This is a genomic window from Sphaerisporangium siamense (genome assembly GCF_014205275.1).
Taxonomy (GTDB): domain Bacteria; phylum Actinomycetota; class Actinomycetes; order Streptosporangiales; family Streptosporangiaceae; genus Sphaerisporangium; species Sphaerisporangium siamense.
Window position 1 is genome coordinate 4373828 of record NZ_JACHND010000001.1, and the last position, 19744, is coordinate 4393571.

Here is a 19744-nt window from a genome sequence, read left to right on the forward strand (position 1 = left end):
GGGACACGACACGTGTCTGAGTACGTCTACGAGCGCATCGCGGCGGAACTGCGCGATGCGATCCTCGGCGGCGGACTCACCCCCGGCACCCGCCTTCCCCGCCACGCCGACCTGGCCCGCCAGTACGGGGTGTCCGAGATCGTCGTGCGGCAGGCGATCGACGACCTGAAGAACGCGGGCCTCGTCGAGACGCGCGGGCGCGGCGGCACCTGGGTGCGCGAACGGCCGCCCGTGCGCCGCATCTCCTCCGAGCGGTACCTGGCCGACCTCGGCCCGCAGACCGTGCCGCAGACCTCCTTCACGCGCGACCAGGGGATCACCTGGGAGCAGTACCGCCTGGACACCGCCTACCGGTGGATCGACGCCGACGAGCGCCTGGCCGGGCTGTTCGGCGTCGAGCCCGGCGCGCGCGTGCTCGAACGCCACTTCGTCTTCTACGCCGCCGGCGTGCCCGCGCAGGTGTCGCGGCCGTGCCTGCTGGCCGCCGACGTGGAGGGCACGCCCGTGGCCGACTCGCGCAACGAGCCCTGGCCCGGCGGCACGATCAACCAGCTCCGCACGCTCGGCATCGAGGTCGACGACATCCGGGAGTCGGTGACGACGCGCATGCCGACCCCGCAGGAGGCGCAGACGCTGCGCGTCGCGCAGGGCGTCCCGGTGTTCGCGATCACCCGCCTGATGCTGGCGGCCGGGCGCGTGGTGGAGGTCGCCGACCCGATCGTCATCCCGGGCGACCGCGCGATCCTCGACTACAGCATCCCGCTGCGGCGCTGAGGTCCCGGCGCCCGCGACGGCGTGGAGGCGGTCGCGGCTCGATCCTGGGGAAGGGCTGAGAAAGAGGTCGGGCACGCCGTCGTGACGGGCGGTGCGTCGTAGAGTTCGGCCATGGAGTCCACGCGGTACGCCAGGTTAGGCATGGTTTGCACCATCGACCACCTGGCCACGACGGCCGGAGTGACCATGCTCGGCCGCGGCGGCTCCGCGGCCGACGCCGCCATCGCCGCCAACGCGGTGCTCGCCGTGACCGCTCCCCACGCCTGCGGCCTGGGCGGAGACCTGTTCGCGCTCGTCCACGACGGCCAGGGCCCGCCGCGCACGCTCAACGCCTCCGGCCGCGCCGGGTCCGGGGCCGACCCCGACCGGCTGCGCGCCGAGGGGCACGAGCGCATGCCGTTCAAGAAGGACATCAGGTCGGTGCCCGTGCCCGGCTGCGCCGACGGCTGGGTCGCCCTGCACGCCCGCTACGGCCGCCTCCCGCTGGAGGAGATCCTCGCCCCGGCCGTCCGGTACGCCGAGTCCGGCTTCCCCGCCTCGCCGCTGCTCGCCCCGGCGGCGTCCGCGCTGCCGGGCGTGGACGGCCCCGTGGCGCCGGGCGCGCCGCTGCGGCGGCCCGGCGTCGCCCGCGCGCTCGCCGCCCTCGGCGCCGACGGCCGCGACGGCTTCTACCTCGGCGAGTTCGGCGCGGGCCTGCTCGCGCTCGGCCGCGACCCCGAGGCCGGCGGCACGGCGGCGGGGGAGTACTCCGAGGCCGACCTCGCCCGCGTGAACGCCGACTGGGTGGAGCCGATCGGCGTCCACGCCTTCGGGCACGACGTGTGGACGGTGCCGCCGAACTCCCAGGGATACCTGCTGCCCCTCGCGCTGGCCATCGCCGAGGGCCTCGGCCTGCCCGCCGCCCCCGGCGACCCGCTGTGGGCGCATCTGCTGGCCGAGTCCGCGCGGGCCGCCGGGCACGACCGCCCCGACGTGCTCTTCGAGGGCGCCCCGGTGGACGGCGTGCTGGCCACGGCGAACGAGCGCCGCGCGGGCATCGACCCCGCGCGCAGGTCGCGGCTGCGCGCCCTGGTCGCGCCGGGCGACACGACGTACCTGTGCGCCGTCGACGCCGAAGGCATGGGCGTGTCGCTCATCCAGTCGAACGCCGCCGGGTTCGGCAGCATGCTCTTCGAGCCGGCGACCGGGATCAACCTGCACAACCGCGGCCTCGGGTTCTGCCTGGTCCCCGGCCACCCCGCCGAGTACGGCCCCGGCCGCCGTCCACCGCACACGCTGGCCCCCGCGCTGGTCACCCGGCCGGACGGGGCGCTGCGCGCGGTGCTCGGCACCATGGGCGGCGACTCCCAGCCCCAGATCCTGCTCCAGGTGCTGGCGCGCCTGCTGGTCTCCGGGCAGACGCCCGGCGAGGCGATCGGCGCCCCTCGCTGGCGGCTCGGCCCCGGGGACAGCGGATTCGACGCCTGGGCCGACCCGGACGGGGCGACGCTGGACATCGAGGAGGGCGCCCCGTGGGCGGAGGGCCTGCGCGGGCGCGGCCACGACGTGCGGCTGCTGCCCTTCGGCGGCGCGTTCGGGCACGCCCACCTCATCGACGTACGCCCCGACGGCACCCTCGCGGGCGCCGCCGACCCCCGGGCGATCATCTCCAGCGCCGCCGGTCTCTGACCTCCCGAAAGCGTGCCGGTACGCCTTCGACACTCCGGGCTCGGGGGCGAGCGCGCTCTCCATGTCGAACGCTCGCCTGCCCCCGGGCCCGGGCGGTGAGGGGCGGGACGGGGCGAAGGCGCGGGAGCGTGGCCGAAAAAAGTCCGGTGGGTGGGGAACATCCGCCGCGAGGGCGTGGTTACATTACTCGTGGCTGATGTGTCTGGTGTCCCCGGGCCTCAACTACCGCCTTCGCGGACTACCGTTCGGCTGGAGCCGCGTTGAGCTTTTCGCCGAGAGGCGACCCGCACATCGGCCCACTGCGTAAGGGCCCCGCCCGGGATCCGTTCCCGGACGGGGCCCTTCGCGTTTCCGGCAGGCGCTTCCCGCCATGTTCCGGCGGTCTCCGGGCGTGTTCAGGCCAGGGAGACCAGGCGTGCGCCGCCGTCGCTCTCCAGCACGGTGCCGGTCACGTTGGGGTTGGTCGCCGCGAGGACGACGGCCTCCGCGACGTCGTCGGCGGTGGCGACCCGCCGGGCGGGCAGCAGCCCGGCCGCGTGCGCGAAGTAGGCCCGCCGCGCGTCCTCGGGCATCGCGTCCCACCAGGGGGTGTCCACCAGTCCGGGGGAGACGGCGTTCACCCGGATCGGGGCCAGCTCGACGGCCAGCGGCCTGACGAGCGACTCCACCGCGCCGTTCAGCGCCGCGAGCCCCGCCGTGCCCGGCATGGCCATGCGGGCGCTGATCGCGCTGATCAGGGTGATCGATCCGTCGGGGGCCAGGTGGGGCAGGGCGGCCTTGAGGGTGGTGAGCTGCACCCAGAACTTGGCGTCGAAGGCCCGGCGCAGGGCGTCCAGGTCGAGATCGGCGATCGGGCCCATCCCCTCCCCGCCGGACAGGCTCAGGATCAGCCAGTCCACCGTGCCCAGCGCGCCGAGCAGCTCCGTCACCTGGGCGGCGTCCCCGCCGTCCGCCTGGTGCACGGTGATCTTGGGGTCGCTCGCCGCGACGGCGTCGAGCCGGGCCCGGGTCCGGCCCGCGACGTGGACCTGGGTGCCCAGCGCGTTCAGCCGCCGTGCCGTGGCCAGGCCGATCCCGGACGTCCCGCCCACGATCAGCGCGGTCTTCTCGGTCATTCCCACACTCCAAATCGAACCGTATCGTCTCGCATTACGCCGAGCACGGGCGTCGATGAACGACCACAGTGTTCCCGGAGCCCCGGTTCCACCCGGCGATCCCGGCCGGAACGCCGCCGCATTCCGTGCGGTCGGGGCCGACGCCGGCGCGCGGGAGGGGCGACCTGCCCGCCGGCCCGCCGCCGGGCGCCGTCGCCGACATCGGCTTCGGCACGCTGGGGTACCGGCTGCTCGCCACCCGCGAACCCCTGGACGAGGCCCTGATCGGCGATCTCGTCCGTGTCCTGACGGCGGCGTGAGGAAGCCCTCGCCGGGCACCGTGCCACCCGGCGAGGGCCGTGGTCCCGCGGACGCGCCCGGCACGCCGATCACGGCCGGGCGCGGTCCCTTCTCGCGCGCGGTCAGGCTCCCGCGTACACCCGGTGGACGAACTCCGCGAGCTTCTCGTCGGGGAGTTCCTTGGCCAGGTCCGCCTCGCTGATCATGCCGACCAGGCGGTGGTTCTCCACGACCGGCACCCGCTTGATCTGGTGCTCGGTCATCGTCACCAGCGTCTCCTCGATGCTGGCCTCGCCGTCGATCCACACCAGGCCCGCGGCCATCTCGCCCACGGTCGTCTGGTCCAGGTTCTTGCCCTCGGCGTCGCACTTCACGACGATGTCGCGGTCGGTGATGATCCCCTTGAGCCGGTCGTCATCCCCGCAGATCGGCAGTGCGCCGACGCTCAGGTCGCGCATCATGCGGGCCGCCGAGCGCACGCTCTCGTGCTCGCCGACGCACTGGGCCCCCGGATGCATCACGTCGTGTGCCCTCTTCTCGGCGCTCGGTGTGCTCATGGCTACCCCCTGAGTCGATGGTCCGGTCCAGAGCTACATACCCGGAATGTCGATATTTGGGGCTAATGTTCGGTTCAAACCTCTCTCACCGTACAAACACCGGCGGTATACGGTCCCGCCACGGCATGGCCTCCTCCAGGCGGGCGGCGACCCGGAACAGCAGGTCCTCACGGCCGTACGGGGCCACGATCTGGACGCCGACCGGCAGGCCGCCCTGGCTCTGGCCGAGCGGCAGGCTGATCGCCGGCTGTCCGGTGACGTTGAACAGCGCGGTGAAGGGGCCGTAGGCGAACATGGACTCCTGCCAGCTCCGGAAGGTGTGCCCGGGATCGTCGTAGCGCAGGGTGCCGTGCGGCGCGGGCAGCCGCGCCAGCGTCGGGGTGACCAGCAGGTCGTGGCCGGTGAAGAACGCCCCCACCGACCGGCTCAGCCGGTTCTGCGCGTCGAACGCGGCCGACAGGTCGAGCGCGGTCATCTGCCCGGCCTCGTCGAGCAGGCGCCGCGTGACCGCCTCCAGCAGGGCCGGGTCAGGTCGCCGGGGGGCGTTCAGCAGCGGCGCCGCCGTGGAGATCACCCCGAACGGCACGGTGACGCCGAGCACGTCCTCCCAGTCGAGGGCGGGCGCCGCCTCGCCGACCTCGTGGCCCATGCGCGCCAGCACGCCGCAGACCTCGATCGCGACCACGGCCACCTCGGGGTCCACGGGCACGCCCGACCAGGCGCGGGTCGTCACCGCCACGCGCAGCCTGCCCGGGTCCGCGCCCACCTCCGTGGCGTAGGGGCGCGCCGGGGGAGGGGCGGTGTACTTGTCGCCCACTCCCGGCCCCTGGAGGGCGTCCAGCAGGCGGGCCGAGTCGCGCACCGTGCGGGTGAGCCCCGACTCGCACGCCATGCCGAAGAACGCCTCGCCGATGTCGGGGCCGCACGGCGTGCGCCCGCGGCTCGGCTTCAGGCCCACCAGGCCGCAGCACGACGCCGGGACGCGGACCGAGCCCGCGCCGTCGTTGGCGTGCGCCATGGGGACGGCGCCCGCGGCGACCAGGGCGGCGGCACCCCCGCTCGAACCGCCCACGCCGCGCGCGGGGTCCCACGGGTTGCGGGTGGGGCCGTGCTTGACCGGCTCGGTGGAGAAGCTCAGGCCCATCTCGGGGACGGTGGTCACCCCCAGGGTCACCAGGCCGGCCGCCCGGAACCGGCGCATCACGTCGCTGTCGTGCCGGGCCACGACGCCGCGCAGGGCACGGCTGCCCAGGGAGAACGGCACACCCTCCGCCATCGGCGCACTGTCCTTGATCAGGAAAGGCACCCCGGCGAACGGCCCGTCCGGCGAACCGGCGAGCGCTTGGTCGAACAACGGCAGCGCCAGCCCGTTGACCTCGGGATTCACCGACTCCAGCGCCTCCCGCGCCGCCCCCTCGACCTCCGCGGGCCCCACCTCCCCCGCCCGCAACGCCTCGGCGAGCCCCGTGGCGTCATACTCCGCATACTCCTGCGGCTTCACACCGACCTCCTGCGATCCCGGCACAACGCACCCTCACCCGCCTCCACGCCACCCCCCGTGGTTCGGCGAGGTTCCTGAACTTTCACCCTCGCCCCCCGCGGTGCCGACGCCGCGCGCCTCCCGCGGTCTCGGACATGGTCGGGCGAGAACCGTCCTATGCGAGCGGGCGTTCCCGGTCCACTCGATTTCCGGTGGTCCGTGGGCCGTAATGCGCCTGACGGATGTCCGTTTCCCCGAGGTGGGCCGCGCGCGTCGTTCTGTGGGAGCCGGGATTGGCGGTCTCTTTTCCGCTGGAGAAGGGGGTCCGAATCGCGCCGGGGCACCGCGGGTCAGCGGCCATAACGTCGTACCGGGCCGCGAGGTGCGGCACCACCGCCGGACGGCGTCCGAGGGGCGCGGAGTGCGAGCCGGACATCGCCCGGCCGCCGTTCACCGGCGTGTGATGATCGAGGAAAGGCACCACCATGGATTTGAAGCTCGCCGGACGCGTCGCGGTCGTCACCGGGGCGTCCAAGGGCATAGGACTCGCCGTCACCGGCACGCTGCTGGCCGAAGGGGCCCGGGTCGTGGCGACCTCCCGCACGCGCGGCCCGGGGCTGGAGGCGCTCGCCTGCCCCGATCTCGTGCACGTCCCCGCCGACCTCATGGACCCGGCCGCGCCGGAGGAAGTGGTGGCGCGGGCGGCCGAGACCTTCGGCGGCCTGGACATCCTGGTCAACAACGCCGGGGGGCCGCCGCCGGGCGTGACGCTGCCACGCGGCTCGTTCCTGGACGCCGGCGAGGAGGAGTGGCGCGCGATGTTCGAGTTCAACCTCTTCTCCGTCGTCAGGGCGGTGCGCGCGGCGATCCCGCGGATGCTGGAGCGCGGCGGCGGTGCGATCGTCAACGTGTCCTCGGGCAACGCGCGGCAGCCGTCGCCGATCAACGTGGACTACGGCGCCGCCAAGGCCGCGCTGACCAACCTCGGCAAGGCCCTGTCGGTGGAGTTCGGGCCGCGGGGCATCCGCGTGAACACGGTCTCGCCCGGGCCGGTGCGCACGCCGTGGTGGACCGACCAGGGCGGCGTGGCCGACATGATCGCCGCCCAGGCCGGCACCGGACGCGACGACGCGCTGGACAAGATCGCCCCCGAGATGATGAACCTCACCACAGGCCGCCTGGCCGACCCCCAGGAGATCGCCGACGCGGTGGCCCTGCTCGCCTCCCCGCGCTCGGCCAACACCACCGGCGCCGACTTCGTCGTGGACTCGGGCTTCCTGAAGGAGATCTGAGTCCAGGACACGGCGTCCACGGCCGGCCATCGAGCAGAACGCGCGCCGCCGCGTGCGCGCCGCCGGACCCGGCTCACGGCGGCCCCTTCCTCCGCCGGAGGCCGTCATGACTCGCTGTCCAGCGCATGCATCTGGGCGGGGGCGTAGCGGCCGCCGGCGGCGGCGCCGTCCGGGACGGCCTGTTCGATGGCGGTCAGGTCGCCGGGGGTGAGTTCGATGGACTCGGCGGCCAGGGACTCGGCCAGACGGTCGCGGCGGCGGGCGCCGATCAGCGGGACGACGTCCTTCCCGCGGCCGGCGACCCAGGCGACGGCGAGCTGGGCGACGGTCACGCCCTTGGCCGCGGCGACCGCGCGCAGGCGCTCGGCCAGTTCGAGGTTGCGGCGCAGGTTGCCGCCGGAGAACCGCGGGCTGGTGGCGCGGAAGTCGCGCGAGCCCAGCTCGCGCCGGGGACTCCAGTGTCCGCTGAGCAGGCCGCGCGACAGCACACCGTAGGCCGTGACGCCGATGCCGAGCTCGCGGGTGGTGGGCAGGATCTCGCGTTCGACGCCCCGCGACAGCAGCGAGTACTCGATCTGGAGGTCGGCGATGGGATGGACGGCGGCGGCGCGCCGGATCGTCTCGGCGCCGACCTCCGACAGGCCGATGTGGCGGACGTACCCCGCCTTGACCAGCTCGGCGATGGCGCCGATGGTGTCCTCGACGGGGACGGCGGGGTCGAGCCGGGCCGGGCGGTAGATGTCGACGTGGTCGGTGCCGAGCCGGCGCAGGCTGTAGGCGAGGAAGGTCTTCACCGCGGCGGGACGCGCGTCGAAGCCGGCCCAGGCGCCGCCGGGGTCGCGCAGGGCGCCGAACTTGACGCTGATGACGGCCTGGTCGCGGGAGCGGCCCTTCAACGCCTCGCGCAGGAGCATCTCGTTGTGGCCCATGCCGTAGAAGTCGCCGGTGTCCAGGAGGGTGACGCCGGCGTCGAGGGCGGCGTGGACGGTGGCGATCGACTCGGTCTCGTCGGCCGGGCCGTACATGTCCGACATGCCCATGAGCCCCAGCCCGAGGGCGGACACGGTGGGGCCGGTGCTGCCGAGAGTGCGGGTGCGCATGGCGTAGGTCCAATCCGCCCGGTATACCGGGACGCTCGATCACTGCTAACGCGGCGACGATAGCACCGCTACGCCTAACGTCGCTACCCCGAACCTGTTAGCTTTGGTACATGCCCACCGAGACCCTCAGCACCAGAGACCGAGTCCTGCGCGCCGCGGCCGACCTGCTGGCCGAAGGCGGCCGGGACGCCGTCTCGACGCGCGCGGTCGGCGCCGCCGCCGGGGTGCAGGCGCCCACGCTGTACCGCCTCTTCGGCGACAAGGACGGCCTGCTGGCCGCCGTGGCCGCCTACGGTTTCGAGGACTATCTGACGAGCAAGACGCGCATGGGCCGCTCCGACGACCCGGTGGCCGACCTGCGCCGCGGGTGGGACCTTCACGTCGGCTTCGGCCTGTCCCGCCCGGCCTTCTACGTGCTGATGTACGGCGACGCCCACCCCGGCGTCTGCTCGCCCGCCGCGCGCCGGGCCGCGTCCATGCTGGAGCAGATCATCACGCACATCGCCGACGCCGGGCGCCTGAAGACCAGCGTGGGCAGGGCGGCGGGCATGGTCCACGCCGCCGGCGTCGGCGTCACCCTGAGCCTCATCGCCACCGCCCCTGAGGAACGGGACCCGGAGATCTCCACCGTGACCCGTGAGGCCGTCCTGGGCGCGATCGTCACCGGGGACGAGGAGCCCGGCCCCGATCCGCGCGCCGGCGTCGCGGGCCGCGCGATGGCGCTGCGCGCCGCGCTGGCCGGGCACGAGACCCCGCTCAGCCCCGCCGAACGCGTCCTGCTCGCCGAATGGCTGGACCGCCTGGCCCGCTGAGCCCCCGGTCAGGAGCCGAGGAGGTGTACCAGGGCGGTCGCGCGGTCGGTTCGCTCGACGTGGATCTCGCGGCCCGACCGTTGCCGGTGGATCAGACCCGCGGTCTCCAGGCGGTCGCAGTGGTAGGTGACGGCGTTCGGCGCGTGCCGGGTGATCTCGGCGAGCCTGCCCATGGTCAGCGGCCGTTCCAGGCTGGTCAGGATCGCCGCCCGCGCCTCGCCCATCAGCAGCACCAGCGCGTCGCCGCCGTGCCTCTCCCTCGGGGCCCGGGACGCCAGCGTTCCCGCCAGGGGCAGGGGATACCCGATCCACACCACCTCGGGGCCGTCCAGGTTGCTCACCATCGAGGTCGGCCCGGTGATCATGGGCATGAGCACGAGCCTGCGCGACCCGATGTGGAAGCGCGCCGGCTCGGTGTCGGGGAAGCTGAAGGCGCCGTCCTGGAACATGCACCCCGCGTGCAGGTCGTTCAGCACCGCGTCCATGGACCCCCGGGCGGCGGCGATGGCGACCCGTTCGATCTCACGGTCCATCAGCGGCCGGGCGCGCGTCCAGACATCGCCCATGACCGACCAGACGCGCTCCAGCAGGCCGGCGTAGCCGTGCAGCCACGCCCTCGGGCGCTCGGCGGCGGCGCGCCAGTGCGGCGGGACGCGCCCGCCGGTGACCGCGGCGAGGTCGTCGAGCAGCGCCTGCCCGGGCAGGTCGCGCAGGATCTCGATCTGCGTCTCGACGGAGATGTCGCCGGTCGGCGTGCCGGGGAAGACCAGGTCGGGCACGACGCTGTAACCGGGGGTCGCCAGCGAGCGCACGATCGGCCCGTCTCCCGGCACGGCGACCGAGCGGATCATGCGGCGCCAGGACTCGGGCGCTCCGCGCAGCCGCCCGCCGAGCGCGTCGGTGATCAGTGCCAGCATCGACACGCCGGGAGCCAGAGCCACCGCCACCGGCACGCTCTGGGGCCGCTCCACGCTCAGGGTGGTACGCACGCGCTCTCCAGTCACCCAGGATCCCCTCGTCTCCCTTTGAACCTAGCCATATATCGAACACTTTCGCAGCCCCCTCCGGACCACTCAATGTCCGGAAATCTGACCCTGTCGTCAGCGTGGTCAGTGCGTCCCCTCCTGTCGGCGGCTGTCAGCGACGTGTGAGCGGTATGTGAGGACGGGTCCCTAATTTCGACATCGACCGCCCCGCAGGAGGGGCGCAGAACGAAGGGATTCGCCATGGGCACGACACGACGGACCGCCGGCGGTACGCCCGTTCCCGCTCTCGGACGCGCGGGCGTCCGCGTCACCCGCGCCTGATCCGGCGCCCGGCGCGGGCACACAGGGGCGTCCGCGCCGGATCCGAGAAGGGACGCCCGGCTCCGGGACCGATGAAGGGACGCCCGGCTCCGGACAGGAACAGGGACGTCCGCGCCGGACCCGGCGCGGACGTAGGGGGTGCCGGGCCGGGACGGTAGGGGGTCAGGCCCGGCGGAGATCGGGGGGATGGGGGCCGGTCTTCGCCGGGCCGCCGGGCGGGCGGGTCGCGTGGTCGTCGCCGAGTTCGGCGACGATCGCCGCGGCCTCCCGCCGGCGGGCCCGCGCGCCGTCCGGGTCGCCGGAAGCCGCCAGCACGTCACCGAGACGGCTCAGTACGCCCGCCTCGCCCCGGCGGTCCTCGAAGTCCCGCATGATCTCCAGCGCCGCCTCGAACGCCGCCGCGGCCTCGGCCGGGCGGCCGAGCGCGGCGTGCGCCGTTCCCAGCGTGCGCAGCGCCTCGGCCCGGTGGTAGCGGTCGCCGAGCTCGGTGTAGATGGCGAGCGCGGCACGGCTGCCGCGCGCCGCCTCCTCGTGGCGGCCGAGGCCGTTGTCGTTCTCGGCGATGTGGTTCAGCGTGCCGGCCTCCAGCCGCCGGTCGCCGCCGCCGCGCGCGATGGTCAGCGCCCGATCGTGGCACTCCACCGCCCGGTCGTGGCGCCCGAGCCGGAAGTAGGCCCTGCCGAGGTGGGTGAGGGCCTCCCCTTCGAGGTCGCGGTCCCCGGTGCGCCGCGCGGCCGCGAGCGCGTCGCCGTAGCGGGCGGCCGCCTCGTCCAGCCGCCCGAGCCGCGCGTAGGTCGCGGCCAGTCCGGCCAGCGCCCACCCCTCCTCGACGGCCGCGCCGCCGCGCCGGCACGCGCGCACCACGGCCCGCTGGACGTCGAGCCACGCCGGTCCCGGCACGTGGAACTCGGCGAACGGCGTCAGGGCGCGGCCGAGCCGCCAGGCGGCGTCGTGCCACTCCCGCGCCGCGGCGTGGCGCACCGCGGCGACCAGGTTGGGGAACTCCTCCTCGTACCATCCGACGGCGCGCTCGGCGTCGCCGAACGCCTGCGGGACCACGCCCGCCCCCTCCGGCTCGGGCGGCAGCTCGCGCCCGCCCGGGGGCAGATGGCCCGCCGCCTCGCGCGCCGTGCGGATGTACCACTCGACGACGCGGCACAGGGGATCCTCGCCGGACGCCGGATCGGCGTCCCCGGCGAGCCGCGCCTGCTCGGCCGCGTAGTCGCGCAGCAGGTCGTGGAAGTCGTACCGGCCGGGGGAGCGGGACCGCAGCAGGTGGTCGGCGGTGAGCCGGTCCAGGAGCCGGGTGACGGCCGGGGCGTCCCGTCCCGCCAGCGCGGCCGCCGCGCCCACGCCGACCTCCGGGCCCGGGTGCAGGCCGAGCAGCCGGAACAGGCGCGCCGCGTCCGGGTCGAGCGCCCGGTAGGTCCACGAGAACACCGTGCGCAGGTCGGTGTCGTCGCCGTCGCCGGTGTCCAGCGCGGCCAGGCGGGTGCGCTCGTCCCGCAGGTCGGCGACGAGCCGCCGCAGCGGCGTCCCGGGGAAGCGGGCGGCGCGCTCGGCGAAGATGCGCAGCGCCAGGGGCAGCCGGGCGCAGCGCTCGACGATCTCGGCCACCGCGGCGGGGTCGGCGGCGACGCGCTCGGGGCCGAGCACCCCGGCGAGCAGCTCGACGGCCTCGGCCGCGGGCATCTGGTCCAGGATGACGCGCCGCGCGCCGTACTGGACGATCAGGCCGCGCAGCTGGTTGCGGCTGGTCACGATCAGCACGCCGTCCGCGCCGGGGACCAGCGGGCGCACCTGCTCGCTGCCGCCCGCGTTGTCGAGCAGGACGAGCGTCCTGCGGCCCGCCAGCAGCGTCCGGTACAGCGCGGACCGCTCCTCAAGGCCCGCCGGGACGCGGTCGGGCGGCGTGCCGAGCGAGCGCAGCAGCGTCTCCAGCGCCGCCGCGGCCTGCACGGGCCTGCCCCGGCCGTACCCGTGCAGGTCCAGGTACAGCTGGCCGTCGGGGAAGCGGTCGCGGGCCCGGTGCGCCCAGTGGACGGCGAGCGCGGTCTTGCCCGACCCCGCCGTCCCCTGCAGGGAGACGATCGTGCCCGCCTGGGACGGGGAGACGCCGGCGAGGACGCGGTCGAGCGCGGCCAGCTCGGCCCTGCGGCCGGCGAAGCCGGGGATGTCGGGGCGGAGCTGCCGGGGCACCTGCGCGGGGGGCTTGAGCGTCGCCCGCCCCGGCGCGGGGCCGAGAGAGGGGTCCTCGGTGAGGATCGAGTGGTGCAGGTCGCGCAGCGCCGGTCCCGGGTCCACCCCGAGGTCGTCCGCCAGCACGGCGCCGACCTCCTGGTAGGCCCGCAGCGCCTCGGCCGGGCGCCCGCTGCGGTAGAGCGCCAGCATGAGCCGCTCCCAGAACGGCTCGCGCAGGGGATGGGCGCGCGTCAGCTCCCGCAGCGGCGCCACCAGCTCGGCGTGGCCGCCGGTGCTCAGGCGGATGTCGGCCCACCGCTCCTGGGCGTGCAGCCACTCCTCGGTGAGCGGCGCCACCTCGTCCCTGTGCAGCGCGGCCGACTCGGCGTTGGAGAGCAGGGGACGCCGCCACAGCTCCATCGCCTCGGCGTACGCGCGCGCGGCCGCCTCCAGGTCCCCGGCGGCGGCGGCCCGGCCCGCGTGGCCGGTCAGCGCGCGGAACCGCAGCAGGTCCAGGGCGCCGGGGTCCACGTCGGCGCGGTAGCCGTCGGGGACGGTGCGGACGACGTCGCGGATCTCGGGCAGCCGCCGCAGCCGGTTGACGTAGGTGTGGACGGTGGCCTTGGCGCGGTCGGGGTCCTCGGGCTCCTCGTCCCACAGCCAGGCGACCAGCCGTCCCACGGTGACGGTCTCGCCCGGACGCAGGAGGAGCCCGGCCAGCGCGACGCGCAGCTTGTTGCCGGGCACCGGCACCTCAAGGGCGTCCCGTCCGGCGCCGGAGGTGACGGTCAGCGGCCCGAGGACCCGGAACCGCGCCAGGCCGCGCGCTGGGCCGTCCGTCGCGTCCGCTGTCGTGTCCGCCGTCTGGTTCCGAGGGCTCCTGGCGCGCGCGGAGACGGTCATCGGCCGTCCCACGGCGGGACGCTCGCGGCCTGTGCCATCGGACCCCCCGATCTCATGTCGCCGGCAATCGCTCATGCTAGCGATCGTGAGCAGGGAGTCCGGACATATCCGTATTTTGGGCCAGGCTCCTCTCGGCCGCCCCTGTCACGCCGAGAGAAGCGAGGGCCCTTGATCAGTGCCGATCAAGGGCTGATCGCCACGGACCAGTCCCGATCAGCACGGATCAGCACGGATCAGCCGGGAATCCGCCCGAGGTAGAACCGGACGCCCTGGTCGTCGGCGCACTCGGCGCTCACGCCGTACGGCTGCCGCTCAGGCTCGGTACTGGTCCCCCCGGCCGCCCGCACCCGGGCCACGGCCGCGTCGATGTCGTCCACCGCGTACATCGGCACCACGGCGGCGCGCTCCCGCCCGCCCCACAGGCCGGTCATCGGGCGCACCTCCGTGTCCCCGGCGCGCACCCGCCACCCGTGCTCGACGTTGCCGGGCACGAACTCCCAGCCGAGGACGCTCCCGAAGAACGCGCGGGCGCGGTCGGCGTCGGGCACCTCGATCGTCAGATAGACGATCTCGCCCTGCGCCGTGGAACCGGACTCGCCGCTCGCGCCGGGCAGCTCGTAGAGGCTGAACGCCAGCCCCTGGTCGTCCACGCAGGCGGACACCAGGCCGTACGGCTCCCGGACCGGCTCCTCGGCGCGCCCGCCCGCGGCGCGGACCCGCTCGACGGCCGCGCGCACGTCGTCCACGAGGTGACAGACCCACATCGCGGGCGCCCCCTCCTGGCTCCACATGCCGTACGGAAGGGTGAGCCCTTCGACCTGACGGCCGCGCGGGTCGCCGGCCGGCGCGTACCGCCAGCCGAGCACGTCCCGGTAGAAGGCGGCGGCCCGGCCGGCGTCCGGCACCCGCAGCGCCACGAATCCGACGTCGCCCTGCCGCAGGGCGGTGGGGGTCGAGGTGGACGGCATGGTGTTCCCTCTCGTGTCGTGGGTCCTCTGGATCCGCTCCCGGGGAGGGAGCAGCTCCCGCTCCAGGCGGGCGCGCAGCCGCGCCGCGAAGGCGGGATCGGGGTCGACGGCCGTCACCGGCCGCAGGAGGGCCTCGAACGGGTCAGACAACGGATCAGACATCGCGGCCCTCCAATCTCTCGTAGTTCTCTCTGAACGCCTTCCTGGCCCGGACGAGCAGCGCCTCGGTCGCGTGGACGGTCCTGCCGAGCAGCCGTGCGACGTCGGGGACGGGCAGGCCGTCGAGATAGCGCAGGATGAGCGCGCCGCGGTGGTGCGGGCCGAGCGCGGCCAGCACCTCCTGCGCGATCATCGCGTCCAGCCGCTCGTCCCACGGGTCCTCGGGCTCGACGGGGAGTCCGTGGACGATCCGCAGGCCGCGCTGCTCGCGCTCGGCCCGCCTCCAGTGGTCGGCGAGCTTGTGCCGCGCCACGCCGACCAGCCAGGCGACGCCGACCTCGGGGGGCGGCCGCCTGCGCACCGCCTCGACGGCGGCCAGGAAGCTGTCTAGTCCTTAGACATATCTCTAGCTCATACTTGTGCGCCATGGACACACCCTCCGGACAGCTACGTGCCCTGCTCTACGCGAGAAAGTCCTCCTACCGCGGCAAGAAGGCCAGCGTCGGCCGGTCGGTTGCCGAGCAGTTGGAGGAGGAGCGGCGCTGGTGCGCCGACAACGGGGCCGTCGAGGTGGATACCTACATCGACGACGACCGGTCCGCCTCCCGTTACGCCACCAAGGAGCGCGAGGAGTTCGAGCGGTTGGTCGGTGACATTCAGGCTCGTCGAGGCAACATCGTCCTGGCGTGGGAGTCCAGCCGCCTCCAGCGCGATCTGGACGTCTACGTCCGACTGCGCAAGGCATGCATGGAAAACGATGTCCTGTGGTGCTATGGCGGCCGGATCTATGACATGAATGACCGGGACGACCGGCGCATGACCGCCTATGACGCGATCCGGGACGAGGACGCTGCAGAGGAGATCTCCGCGCGGGTGAAGCGCGCCATGCGTGCTAACGCCCGGGACGGCCGGCCGCACGGCGTGCCCCTGTACGGCTACCGTCGCGTGTATGACGACCGGCGGAAGCTGATCTCTGTGGAGATCGTCGAGTCCGAGGCGAAGGTGATCCGGGAGGTGGCGCGGCGGGTGGCTGAGTCCCAGAACCTGATCCCCATTGCTGAGGAGCTGAACGCCCGGGGCATCCCGTCTCCGGGAGGAAGTCGGTGGATCGCGAGGACCGTGCGCAGGCTGCTGCTCAACCCCGCCTACGCCGGTATCCGTGTGCATAACGGGGCTGAGGTGGGGCCGGCCACCTGGCAGCCGATTCTGGAGGAGGGGGTCTATGAGACGTGCCGCGCGGTGCTGCTCGACCCCTCGCGCAGGACCAACCGCGATGTGTCGATCAAGCATCTGCTTTCCGGCGTCGGACGCTGCCAGATATGCGGGGCACCTGCGCGGGTGACCAACCACCAGTCGGGCGCCTACAAGGTGTACTGGTGTTACCCCCGCGGCCACTTCATGGTGAAGAAGGAGCCGATCGAGGACTACATCGAGACGACTCTGGTGACGCGGTTGGCTCGGCCCGATGCCGCGGAGTTCTTCGCGGTTAAGGAGCATCCGGAGGCCGCCAGGGAACGCGTCAACGTCGCGCGGTGGGAGAACGACCTCGCCGAAGGCGAACGGCTTGTCGAGGCCGGGGAGATGACCATGACGCGGCTCGCCAACCTGGAGAAGCGGCTGATCCCTAAGATGGAGGCGGCCCGCGCGCGGCTGCGCCAGGTCACTACCAATCCACTGCTGGCCCAGCTCATCCGCCCGACCGTAGAGGAAGTCTGGGAGCAGTGGTCCGGCTTGCAGATCGTGCAGCGGCGCGCCGTGCTGCGCGCCGCGTTCACCGAGATCCTCATCGCTCCCCCCGGGCGGGGCCGTGTGCGCCCGCCCGAGGAGTTCGTCAGCTATCTGTGGAGAGATCCGGCGGCTGGCTCGTCAGGCGTCGAGGGCGGTCCAGGACGGTAATCGCACGCTGGTGTGCATCGTGGATGGCACCGGCTGGGCCGCTGGGCGGGTCGTCGAGCCGGTCGAAGGGGGCGATTTCCGCGGTGCCGATGTGCCGGGTACGGTCTCGGTGCTGAGCGTGGTGGAGGCGGGCGCTGGCTGCCAGGGGTGAGCGGCCGGGGCGCGTGTGGGTGCCTCGGCCGCTGCCAGCGCCAGGACCACGGCTGCAGAGGTCGCGGCCGTCATGGCCATGGCTTTGGCAGGGTGGCGGCGTGCCCAGGCCCGGACCAGGGAGAGGGTGGCTAGCACCATGGTGGGAAGCAGCGCCTCCAGGGGCCGGCAGACGGCATCGGCCTGCAGCGCGGCACGCAGAGCGGCTCTTCTCGTCTTGGCAGGCAGGTTCTTGTTGACCACGACGTAGGTGTCGCCTTCGTCGTTCCAGATCTCGACCTCGACGCCGTCGGGCAGATCGTCGTAGTGGAGGTGTGTCGTCATCGGGCCTGCCCGTGTAGGCGCCGGAACGCCGCGGTGGTGGCCTGCCAGGCCCGCGCCGCTCGTGCAGGGTCGGGCTTGGAGAAGGCGCTCACCACGAGCGTGACCGGCCTGCCGTCAATCTCGACGGTCACGGCCTGGTGGAGCCGCCGAGGGCTGTGCCAGGCATGAAGAAGCTGTGGGGGGGCGGGGTCGCTCAAGTCCAGGCCGGTGACCGACTGGTAGGCGCCGATGAGGCTGAGGGCTGCGTCCAGATCCCGGCGCAACTCCTGGATCTGCCTGTTCGCGTGGTCGTGCCAGCGCGAGAGGGCGGTGATCCGGCGAAGTCGCTCTTGGATGTCCTGGAACGTTACAGAGGTGATGCCGTCAGGTGGCGTCTTGTGCATTGGTCGCCTCGATTGTGAACTTGTGTGCGCTTCCCAGGCGTACCGACCACACCACGACGTTTCGTGCAAAAATTCGACCCGAATTCGTCCTTTGTGACCGGACCGTTATATATGGCGTATACGAGTGTGCCGCTGTGCCGAAATCGGCCTTCTAGCCTGTGTGGTTCTGCCGTGATTCGCCCATATTGTCCCGGGTTTGACGCCATGCCTGGATCGCGTTGATCGCCATCCGTCGCTCCATCTCCGAGAGCTCGACGATCTCCCACAGCTTCTGCAGACCGTCATCGTCGTACTGGCGGTTCGCAAGTGGCGCCTCGGCCCTCTCCTGCGCTTCTGTCTCGTCCAGGACCTGGCGCAGGACCTCGCGCGGCAGTCGGCGGGCGACGTCGAGCATCTGTGTGCCACCGATTCGGAACTCGGCGGGCACGGCGCTGGCCTCTTGGGTTTCGGCTTCCTGACGCAGGATCTCGCGCAGGATCTCCGCTGCGTCGCTACGACCGACTTCCGCGAGTCGCTCTGGGGATACGCCGACCCGCTTTGCCATGTGGGCCAGGGTGTCTGGTGGTGCGACCACCGGTTTCCCCTTCCCCTCGTAGCCGGCCTCAATGTGGTACCAGCGTGTCTCGCCGAGCCGGATTGGTACCGAGGCCGCGGCCTCCTTGGCGCTCAGCCCTCGTGCTCTGCGGGCCACACGGATGAGCGCGCCTTCCGGCGTCCCTCGCTCTGGTGAGCTCATCATCTGCCCTGTCTAGGTCGGGAAACTACAGAGAACCATAGCGAACCGCGACCCTGCGCATATGGCATGAACGATAGGTCGGTCTTACCTGAGGCGATTCCGAAGAAAACTACAAGCAACAGCATTGTGGTTCTCTTCGGTAAGGTGTAGTTTCAGCGCTGTGAACGAAGCACGCCGACTCAACCAGGACCCGGACCGCATCCGGCGCCTGCGCACCGAGGCGGGGCTAGACGGACAGTCGCTGGCGCGACTTGCCGGAATCTCCAAGAGCTATCTCTGGCAGATCGAGCAGGGCAATGCCAACGCATCGCCGCCGATCCTGGGGAAGATCGCTCGCGCGCTCGGCTGTGAGATCGCTGACCTCATGCCTCCGCTGGAGGCCGACTCCGCCGGGTACGAGACCGAGACCACCGAGCCCGCCCCCGCCGCGGCGAGGTCGGCGTGAGGCCGCAGCCTCCTCGTGAGGACATGTGGACCTGCGGCGACTGTGGCACGAAGAACGAGACTTTCCGCACTTCGTGCCGCAACTGCGGGACGAACAAGCCCACGACCAGCCATGGGGCGGAGTCAACGGGATCCCAGCGAACCCGAAGGACCGGCCAGGACGCGACTGACTCCGCCGAGCCGGTACCTGCTCCGCCCCCTGGCGACCACCGCACATGGGAGCAGGTGTGGTCCTCGCTCCCGGAAAGCACCCGCGTCGCCGTCACCGCCTCGGTAGCAGCAGCGCCGCCGTTCCCGCCCCAGTCTGCCGAGATCATCCGGCGTGTGTTCGCCGGGGCAGGGGCGCAGATCGCCGCCCGCCGCCAGCAGGCGGCCTAACAACCCTGGACGGCACACAGTCGTCCGCAACCCGACAGAAAGATCACTCACCCGATGAAGAAAACCCTCCTCACCGTGGTCGCCGCTCTGGCCATCCTCGGCCTGAGCTTCGGCGTCACCACGGCCTCGGCCGACGAGCAGGCCACCGGCGTGCAGATCACCCGCGTCGACTACAACGTCAAGGGCGTCGACACCGCCGCGAACGCCTACCAGGAAGCCGTCCAGATCAAGAACACCGGCACCGAGGACGCCTCCCTGAGCGGCTGGAGCCTGGAGGACTCCACCGGCCACACCTACCGGTTCCCGCGCGGCTACACCCTCAAGTCCGGCGCCTACGTCTACGTGCGCACCGGGAAGAACCCTGCGCCGACGCACGGCTGGTGGAGCGACCCCGCGGTGAACCTCTACTGGAACCGCACCAGCCACATGTACGGCAACGCCGCCGACTCGGTCACCCTCCTGCGCGCCGACGACACCCGCGCCGACCGCGTGGCCTGGTCCGACTTCACCATCCGCCCGTAGCCCAACAGCACAAAGCCCCGAGCTGCTGGAACAGCTCGGGGCAGGCCGGAGGACCCCTACCGGCCGATCCATCAACCGTACAAGGAGAAGGACCCCATGGTCGCCGTCACCCGCACCACCCGCACCCCCAACGCCGAGCCGCTGCTCACCCCCGCCGAAGTCGCCACCATGTTCCGCGTCGACCCCAAGACCGTCACCCGCTGGGCCAAGGCTGGCAAGCTCACCTCCATCCGCACCCTCGGCGGCCACCGGCGCTACCGGGAGAGCGAGGTCCGCGCGCTCCTCACCGGCACCAACCCCACGCCGAGCGCCTGAA

General features: G+C 72.9%; 20 protein-coding genes. 9 read left to right on the plus strand and 11 right to left on the minus strand.

From position 1 onward, the window contains the following. Nucleotides 1-12 precede the first annotated feature (12 nt). On the plus strand, nucleotides 13-774 hold the full coding sequence (locus BJ982_RS20105; RefSeq protein WP_184882288.1) for a GntR family transcriptional regulator: 762 nt from the start codon (nucleotides 13-15) through the stop codon (nucleotides 772-774). Between the two features lie 111 nt (nucleotides 775-885). Next, nucleotides 886-2442 carry a gamma-glutamyltransferase family protein gene (locus BJ982_RS20110; RefSeq protein WP_184882290.1) on the plus strand — a complete coding sequence of 519 codons (1557 nt, stop codon included), beginning with the start codon at nucleotides 886-888 and terminating at the stop codon, nucleotides 2440-2442. Nucleotides 2443-2837: 395 nt separating this feature from the next. Here BJ982_RS20110 and BJ982_RS20115 read toward each other — a convergent pair whose 3' ends face one another. Further along, complete coding sequence (locus BJ982_RS20115) at nucleotides 2838-3557, minus strand: SDR family oxidoreductase (protein ID WP_184882292.1); 720 nt, start codon at nucleotides 3555-3557, stop codon at nucleotides 2838-2840. 68 nt (nucleotides 3558-3625) lie between these two features. Here BJ982_RS20115 and BJ982_RS40500 point away from each other — a divergent pair, with 68 nt between their 5' ends. Further along, on the plus strand, nucleotides 3626-3856 hold the full coding sequence (locus tag BJ982_RS40500) for a TetR-like C-terminal domain-containing protein (protein ID WP_184882294.1): 231 nt from the start codon (nucleotides 3626-3628) through the stop codon (nucleotides 3854-3856). A gap of 102 nt (nucleotides 3857-3958) precedes the next feature. On the opposite strand, the gene BJ982_RS20125 is transcribed toward BJ982_RS40500, so the two are convergent. Together BJ982_RS20125 and BJ982_RS20130 are read right to left on the minus strand one after the other, a co-directional pair. Beyond that, nucleotides 3959-4393 (minus strand): CBS domain-containing protein, encoded by a 435-nt coding sequence (locus tag BJ982_RS20125; protein ID WP_184882296.1) that lies wholly within the window; start codon nucleotides 4391-4393, stop codon nucleotides 3959-3961. An 85-nt stretch (nucleotides 4394-4478) separates the two neighbouring features. After that, nucleotides 4479-5894, minus strand: a complete 1416-nt coding sequence (locus BJ982_RS20130; protein ID WP_184882298.1) for an amidase — start codon at nucleotides 5892-5894, stop codon at nucleotides 4479-4481. Between the two features lie 464 nt (nucleotides 5895-6358). On the opposite strand from BJ982_RS20130, the gene BJ982_RS20135 reads away from it, so the two are divergent. Beyond that, on the plus strand, nucleotides 6359-7165 hold the full coding sequence (locus BJ982_RS20135) for an SDR family NAD(P)-dependent oxidoreductase (RefSeq protein ID WP_184882300.1): 807 nt from the start codon (nucleotides 6359-6361) through the stop codon (nucleotides 7163-7165). Nucleotides 7166-7269: 104 nt separating this feature from the next. Here BJ982_RS20135 and BJ982_RS20140 read toward each other — a convergent pair whose 3' ends face one another. After that, entirely contained in the window at nucleotides 7270-8265 is a 996-nt protein-coding gene (locus BJ982_RS20140; RefSeq protein WP_184882301.1) for an aldo/keto reductase, read from the minus strand. Between the two features lie 110 nt (nucleotides 8266-8375). Between BJ982_RS20140 and BJ982_RS20145 the strand changes: the two genes are divergently transcribed. Beyond that, nucleotides 8376-9077 carry a TetR/AcrR family transcriptional regulator gene (locus BJ982_RS20145; RefSeq protein WP_184882303.1) on the plus strand — a complete coding sequence of 234 codons (702 nt, stop codon included), beginning with the start codon at nucleotides 8376-8378 and terminating at the stop codon, nucleotides 9075-9077. 8 nt (nucleotides 9078-9085) lie between these two features. Here the strand turns inward: BJ982_RS20145 and BJ982_RS20150 are convergent, their stop codons facing one another. The 4 genes from BJ982_RS20150 to BJ982_RS20165 all read right to left on the minus strand — a co-directional run bounded on the left by BJ982_RS20150 (nucleotide 9086) and on the right by BJ982_RS20165 (nucleotide 14956). Beyond that, nucleotides 9086-10066 (minus strand): winged helix-turn-helix domain-containing protein, encoded by a 981-nt coding sequence (locus BJ982_RS20150; RefSeq protein WP_184882305.1) that lies wholly within the window; start codon nucleotides 10064-10066, stop codon nucleotides 9086-9088. Nucleotides 10067-10546: 480 nt separating this feature from the next. Further along, nucleotides 10547-13468 (minus strand): AfsR/SARP family transcriptional regulator, encoded by a 2922-nt coding sequence (locus tag BJ982_RS20155; protein ID WP_184882307.1) that lies wholly within the window; start codon nucleotides 13466-13468, stop codon nucleotides 10547-10549. Between the two features lie 233 nt (nucleotides 13469-13701). Then, nucleotides 13702-14598 carry a VOC family protein gene (locus BJ982_RS20160; RefSeq protein WP_184882309.1) on the minus strand — a complete coding sequence of 299 codons (897 nt, stop codon included), beginning with the start codon at nucleotides 14596-14598 and terminating at the stop codon, nucleotides 13702-13704. Continuing rightward, nucleotides 14591-14956, minus strand: coding sequence for an RNA polymerase sigma factor (locus BJ982_RS20165; RefSeq protein ID WP_221482351.1), 366 nt, complete (start codon nucleotides 14954-14956; stop codon nucleotides 14591-14593). Before BJ982_RS20165 ends, BJ982_RS20160 begins: the two co-directional genes overlap by 8 nt. Before the next feature lie 65 nt (nucleotides 14957-15021). Here BJ982_RS20165 and BJ982_RS20170 point away from each other — a divergent pair, with 65 nt between their 5' ends. Then, the gene (locus tag BJ982_RS20170; protein ID WP_184882311.1) at nucleotides 15022-16491 is read left to right on the plus strand and encodes a recombinase family protein; all 1470 of its coding nucleotides are present in this window, start codon (nucleotides 15022-15024) and stop codon (nucleotides 16489-16491) included. On the opposite strand, the gene BJ982_RS20175 is transcribed toward BJ982_RS20170, so the two are convergent. The 3 genes from BJ982_RS20175 to BJ982_RS20185 form a co-directional block, all read right to left on the minus strand. Further along, nucleotides 16462-16965: a hypothetical protein gene (locus BJ982_RS20175; RefSeq protein WP_184882313.1), complete on the minus strand. Its 504-nt coding sequence runs from the start codon at nucleotides 16963-16965 to the stop codon at nucleotides 16462-16464. The two genes, BJ982_RS20170 and BJ982_RS20175, sit on opposite strands and share 30 nt — an antisense overlap. Further along, nucleotides 16962-17348 carry a hypothetical protein gene (locus BJ982_RS20180; RefSeq protein ID WP_184882316.1) on the minus strand — a complete coding sequence of 129 codons (387 nt, stop codon included), beginning with the start codon at nucleotides 17346-17348 and terminating at the stop codon, nucleotides 16962-16964. The genes BJ982_RS20175 and BJ982_RS20180 overlap by 4 nt, the downstream gene beginning before the upstream one ends. 151 nt (nucleotides 17349-17499) lie before the next feature. Continuing rightward, complete coding sequence (locus BJ982_RS20185) at nucleotides 17500-17892, minus strand: hypothetical protein (protein WP_184882318.1); 393 nt, start codon at nucleotides 17890-17892, stop codon at nucleotides 17500-17502. A 352-nt stretch (nucleotides 17893-18244) separates the two neighbouring features. Here BJ982_RS20185 and BJ982_RS20190 point away from each other — a divergent pair, with 352 nt between their 5' ends. The 3 genes from BJ982_RS20190 (at nucleotide 18245) to BJ982_RS20200 (ending at nucleotide 19743) form a co-directional block, all read left to right on the plus strand. After that, nucleotides 18245-18529, plus strand: coding sequence for a helix-turn-helix domain-containing protein (locus BJ982_RS20190; RefSeq protein WP_184882320.1), 285 nt, complete (start codon nucleotides 18245-18247; stop codon nucleotides 18527-18529). A 431-nt stretch (nucleotides 18530-18960) separates the two neighbouring features. Beyond that, nucleotides 18961-19428, plus strand: a complete 468-nt coding sequence (locus BJ982_RS20195) for a lamin tail domain-containing protein (protein WP_184882322.1) — start codon at nucleotides 18961-18963, stop codon at nucleotides 19426-19428. A 96-nt stretch (nucleotides 19429-19524) separates the two neighbouring features. Further along, the gene (locus BJ982_RS20200) at nucleotides 19525-19743 is read left to right on the plus strand and encodes a BldC family transcriptional regulator (protein ID WP_184882324.1); all 219 of its coding nucleotides are present in this window, start codon (nucleotides 19525-19527) and stop codon (nucleotides 19741-19743) included. Nucleotide 19744 lies beyond the last annotated feature (1 nt).

What these genes read in the sequence shown, in the direction of transcription:
- BJ982_RS20110 (WP_184882290.1), top strand. Translation starts at nt 886, where the DNA reads ATGGAGTCCACGCGGTACGCCAGGTTAGGCATGGTTTGCACCATCGAC.
- BJ982_RS20115 (WP_184882292.1), bottom strand. Translation starts at nt 3,557, where the DNA reads ATGACCGAGAAGACCGCGCTGATCGTGGGCGGGACGTCCGGGATCGGC.
- BJ982_RS20125 (WP_184882296.1), bottom strand. Translation starts at nt 4,393, where the DNA reads ATGAGCACACCGAGCGCCGAGAAGAGGGCACACGACGTGATGCATCCG.
- BJ982_RS20135 (WP_184882300.1), top strand. Translation starts at nt 6,359, where the DNA reads ATGGATTTGAAGCTCGCCGGACGCGTCGCGGTCGTCACCGGGGCGTCC.
- BJ982_RS20140 (WP_184882301.1), bottom strand. Translation starts at nt 8,265, where the DNA reads ATGCGCACCCGCACTCTCGGCAGCACCGGCCCCACCGTGTCCGCCCTC.
- BJ982_RS20145 (WP_184882303.1), top strand. Translation starts at nt 8,376, where the DNA reads ATGCCCACCGAGACCCTCAGCACCAGAGACCGAGTCCTGCGCGCCGCG.
- BJ982_RS20155 (WP_184882307.1), bottom strand. Translation starts at nt 13,468, where the DNA reads ATGACCGTCTCCGCGCGCGCCAGGAGCCCTCGGAACCAGACGGCGGAC.
- BJ982_RS20160 (WP_184882309.1), bottom strand. Translation starts at nt 14,598, where the DNA reads ATGTCTGATCCGTTGTCTGACCCGTTCGAGGCCCTCCTGCGGCCGGTG.
- BJ982_RS20170 (WP_184882311.1), top strand. Translation starts at nt 15,022, where the DNA reads ATGGACACACCCTCCGGACAGCTACGTGCCCTGCTCTACGCGAGAAAG.
- BJ982_RS20175 (WP_184882313.1), bottom strand. Translation starts at nt 16,965, where the DNA reads ATGACGACACACCTCCACTACGACGATCTGCCCGACGGCGTCGAGGTC.
- BJ982_RS20180 (WP_184882316.1), bottom strand. Translation starts at nt 17,348, where the DNA reads ATGCACAAGACGCCACCTGACGGCATCACCTCTGTAACGTTCCAGGAC.
- BJ982_RS20185 (WP_184882318.1), bottom strand. Translation starts at nt 17,892, where the DNA reads ATGGCAAAGCGGGTCGGCGTATCCCCAGAGCGACTCGCGGAAGTCGGT.
- BJ982_RS20195 (WP_184882322.1), top strand. Translation starts at nt 18,961, where the DNA reads ATGAAGAAAACCCTCCTCACCGTGGTCGCCGCTCTGGCCATCCTCGGC.
- BJ982_RS20200 (WP_184882324.1), top strand. Translation starts at nt 19,525, where the DNA reads ATGGTCGCCGTCACCCGCACCACCCGCACCCCCAACGCCGAGCCGCTG.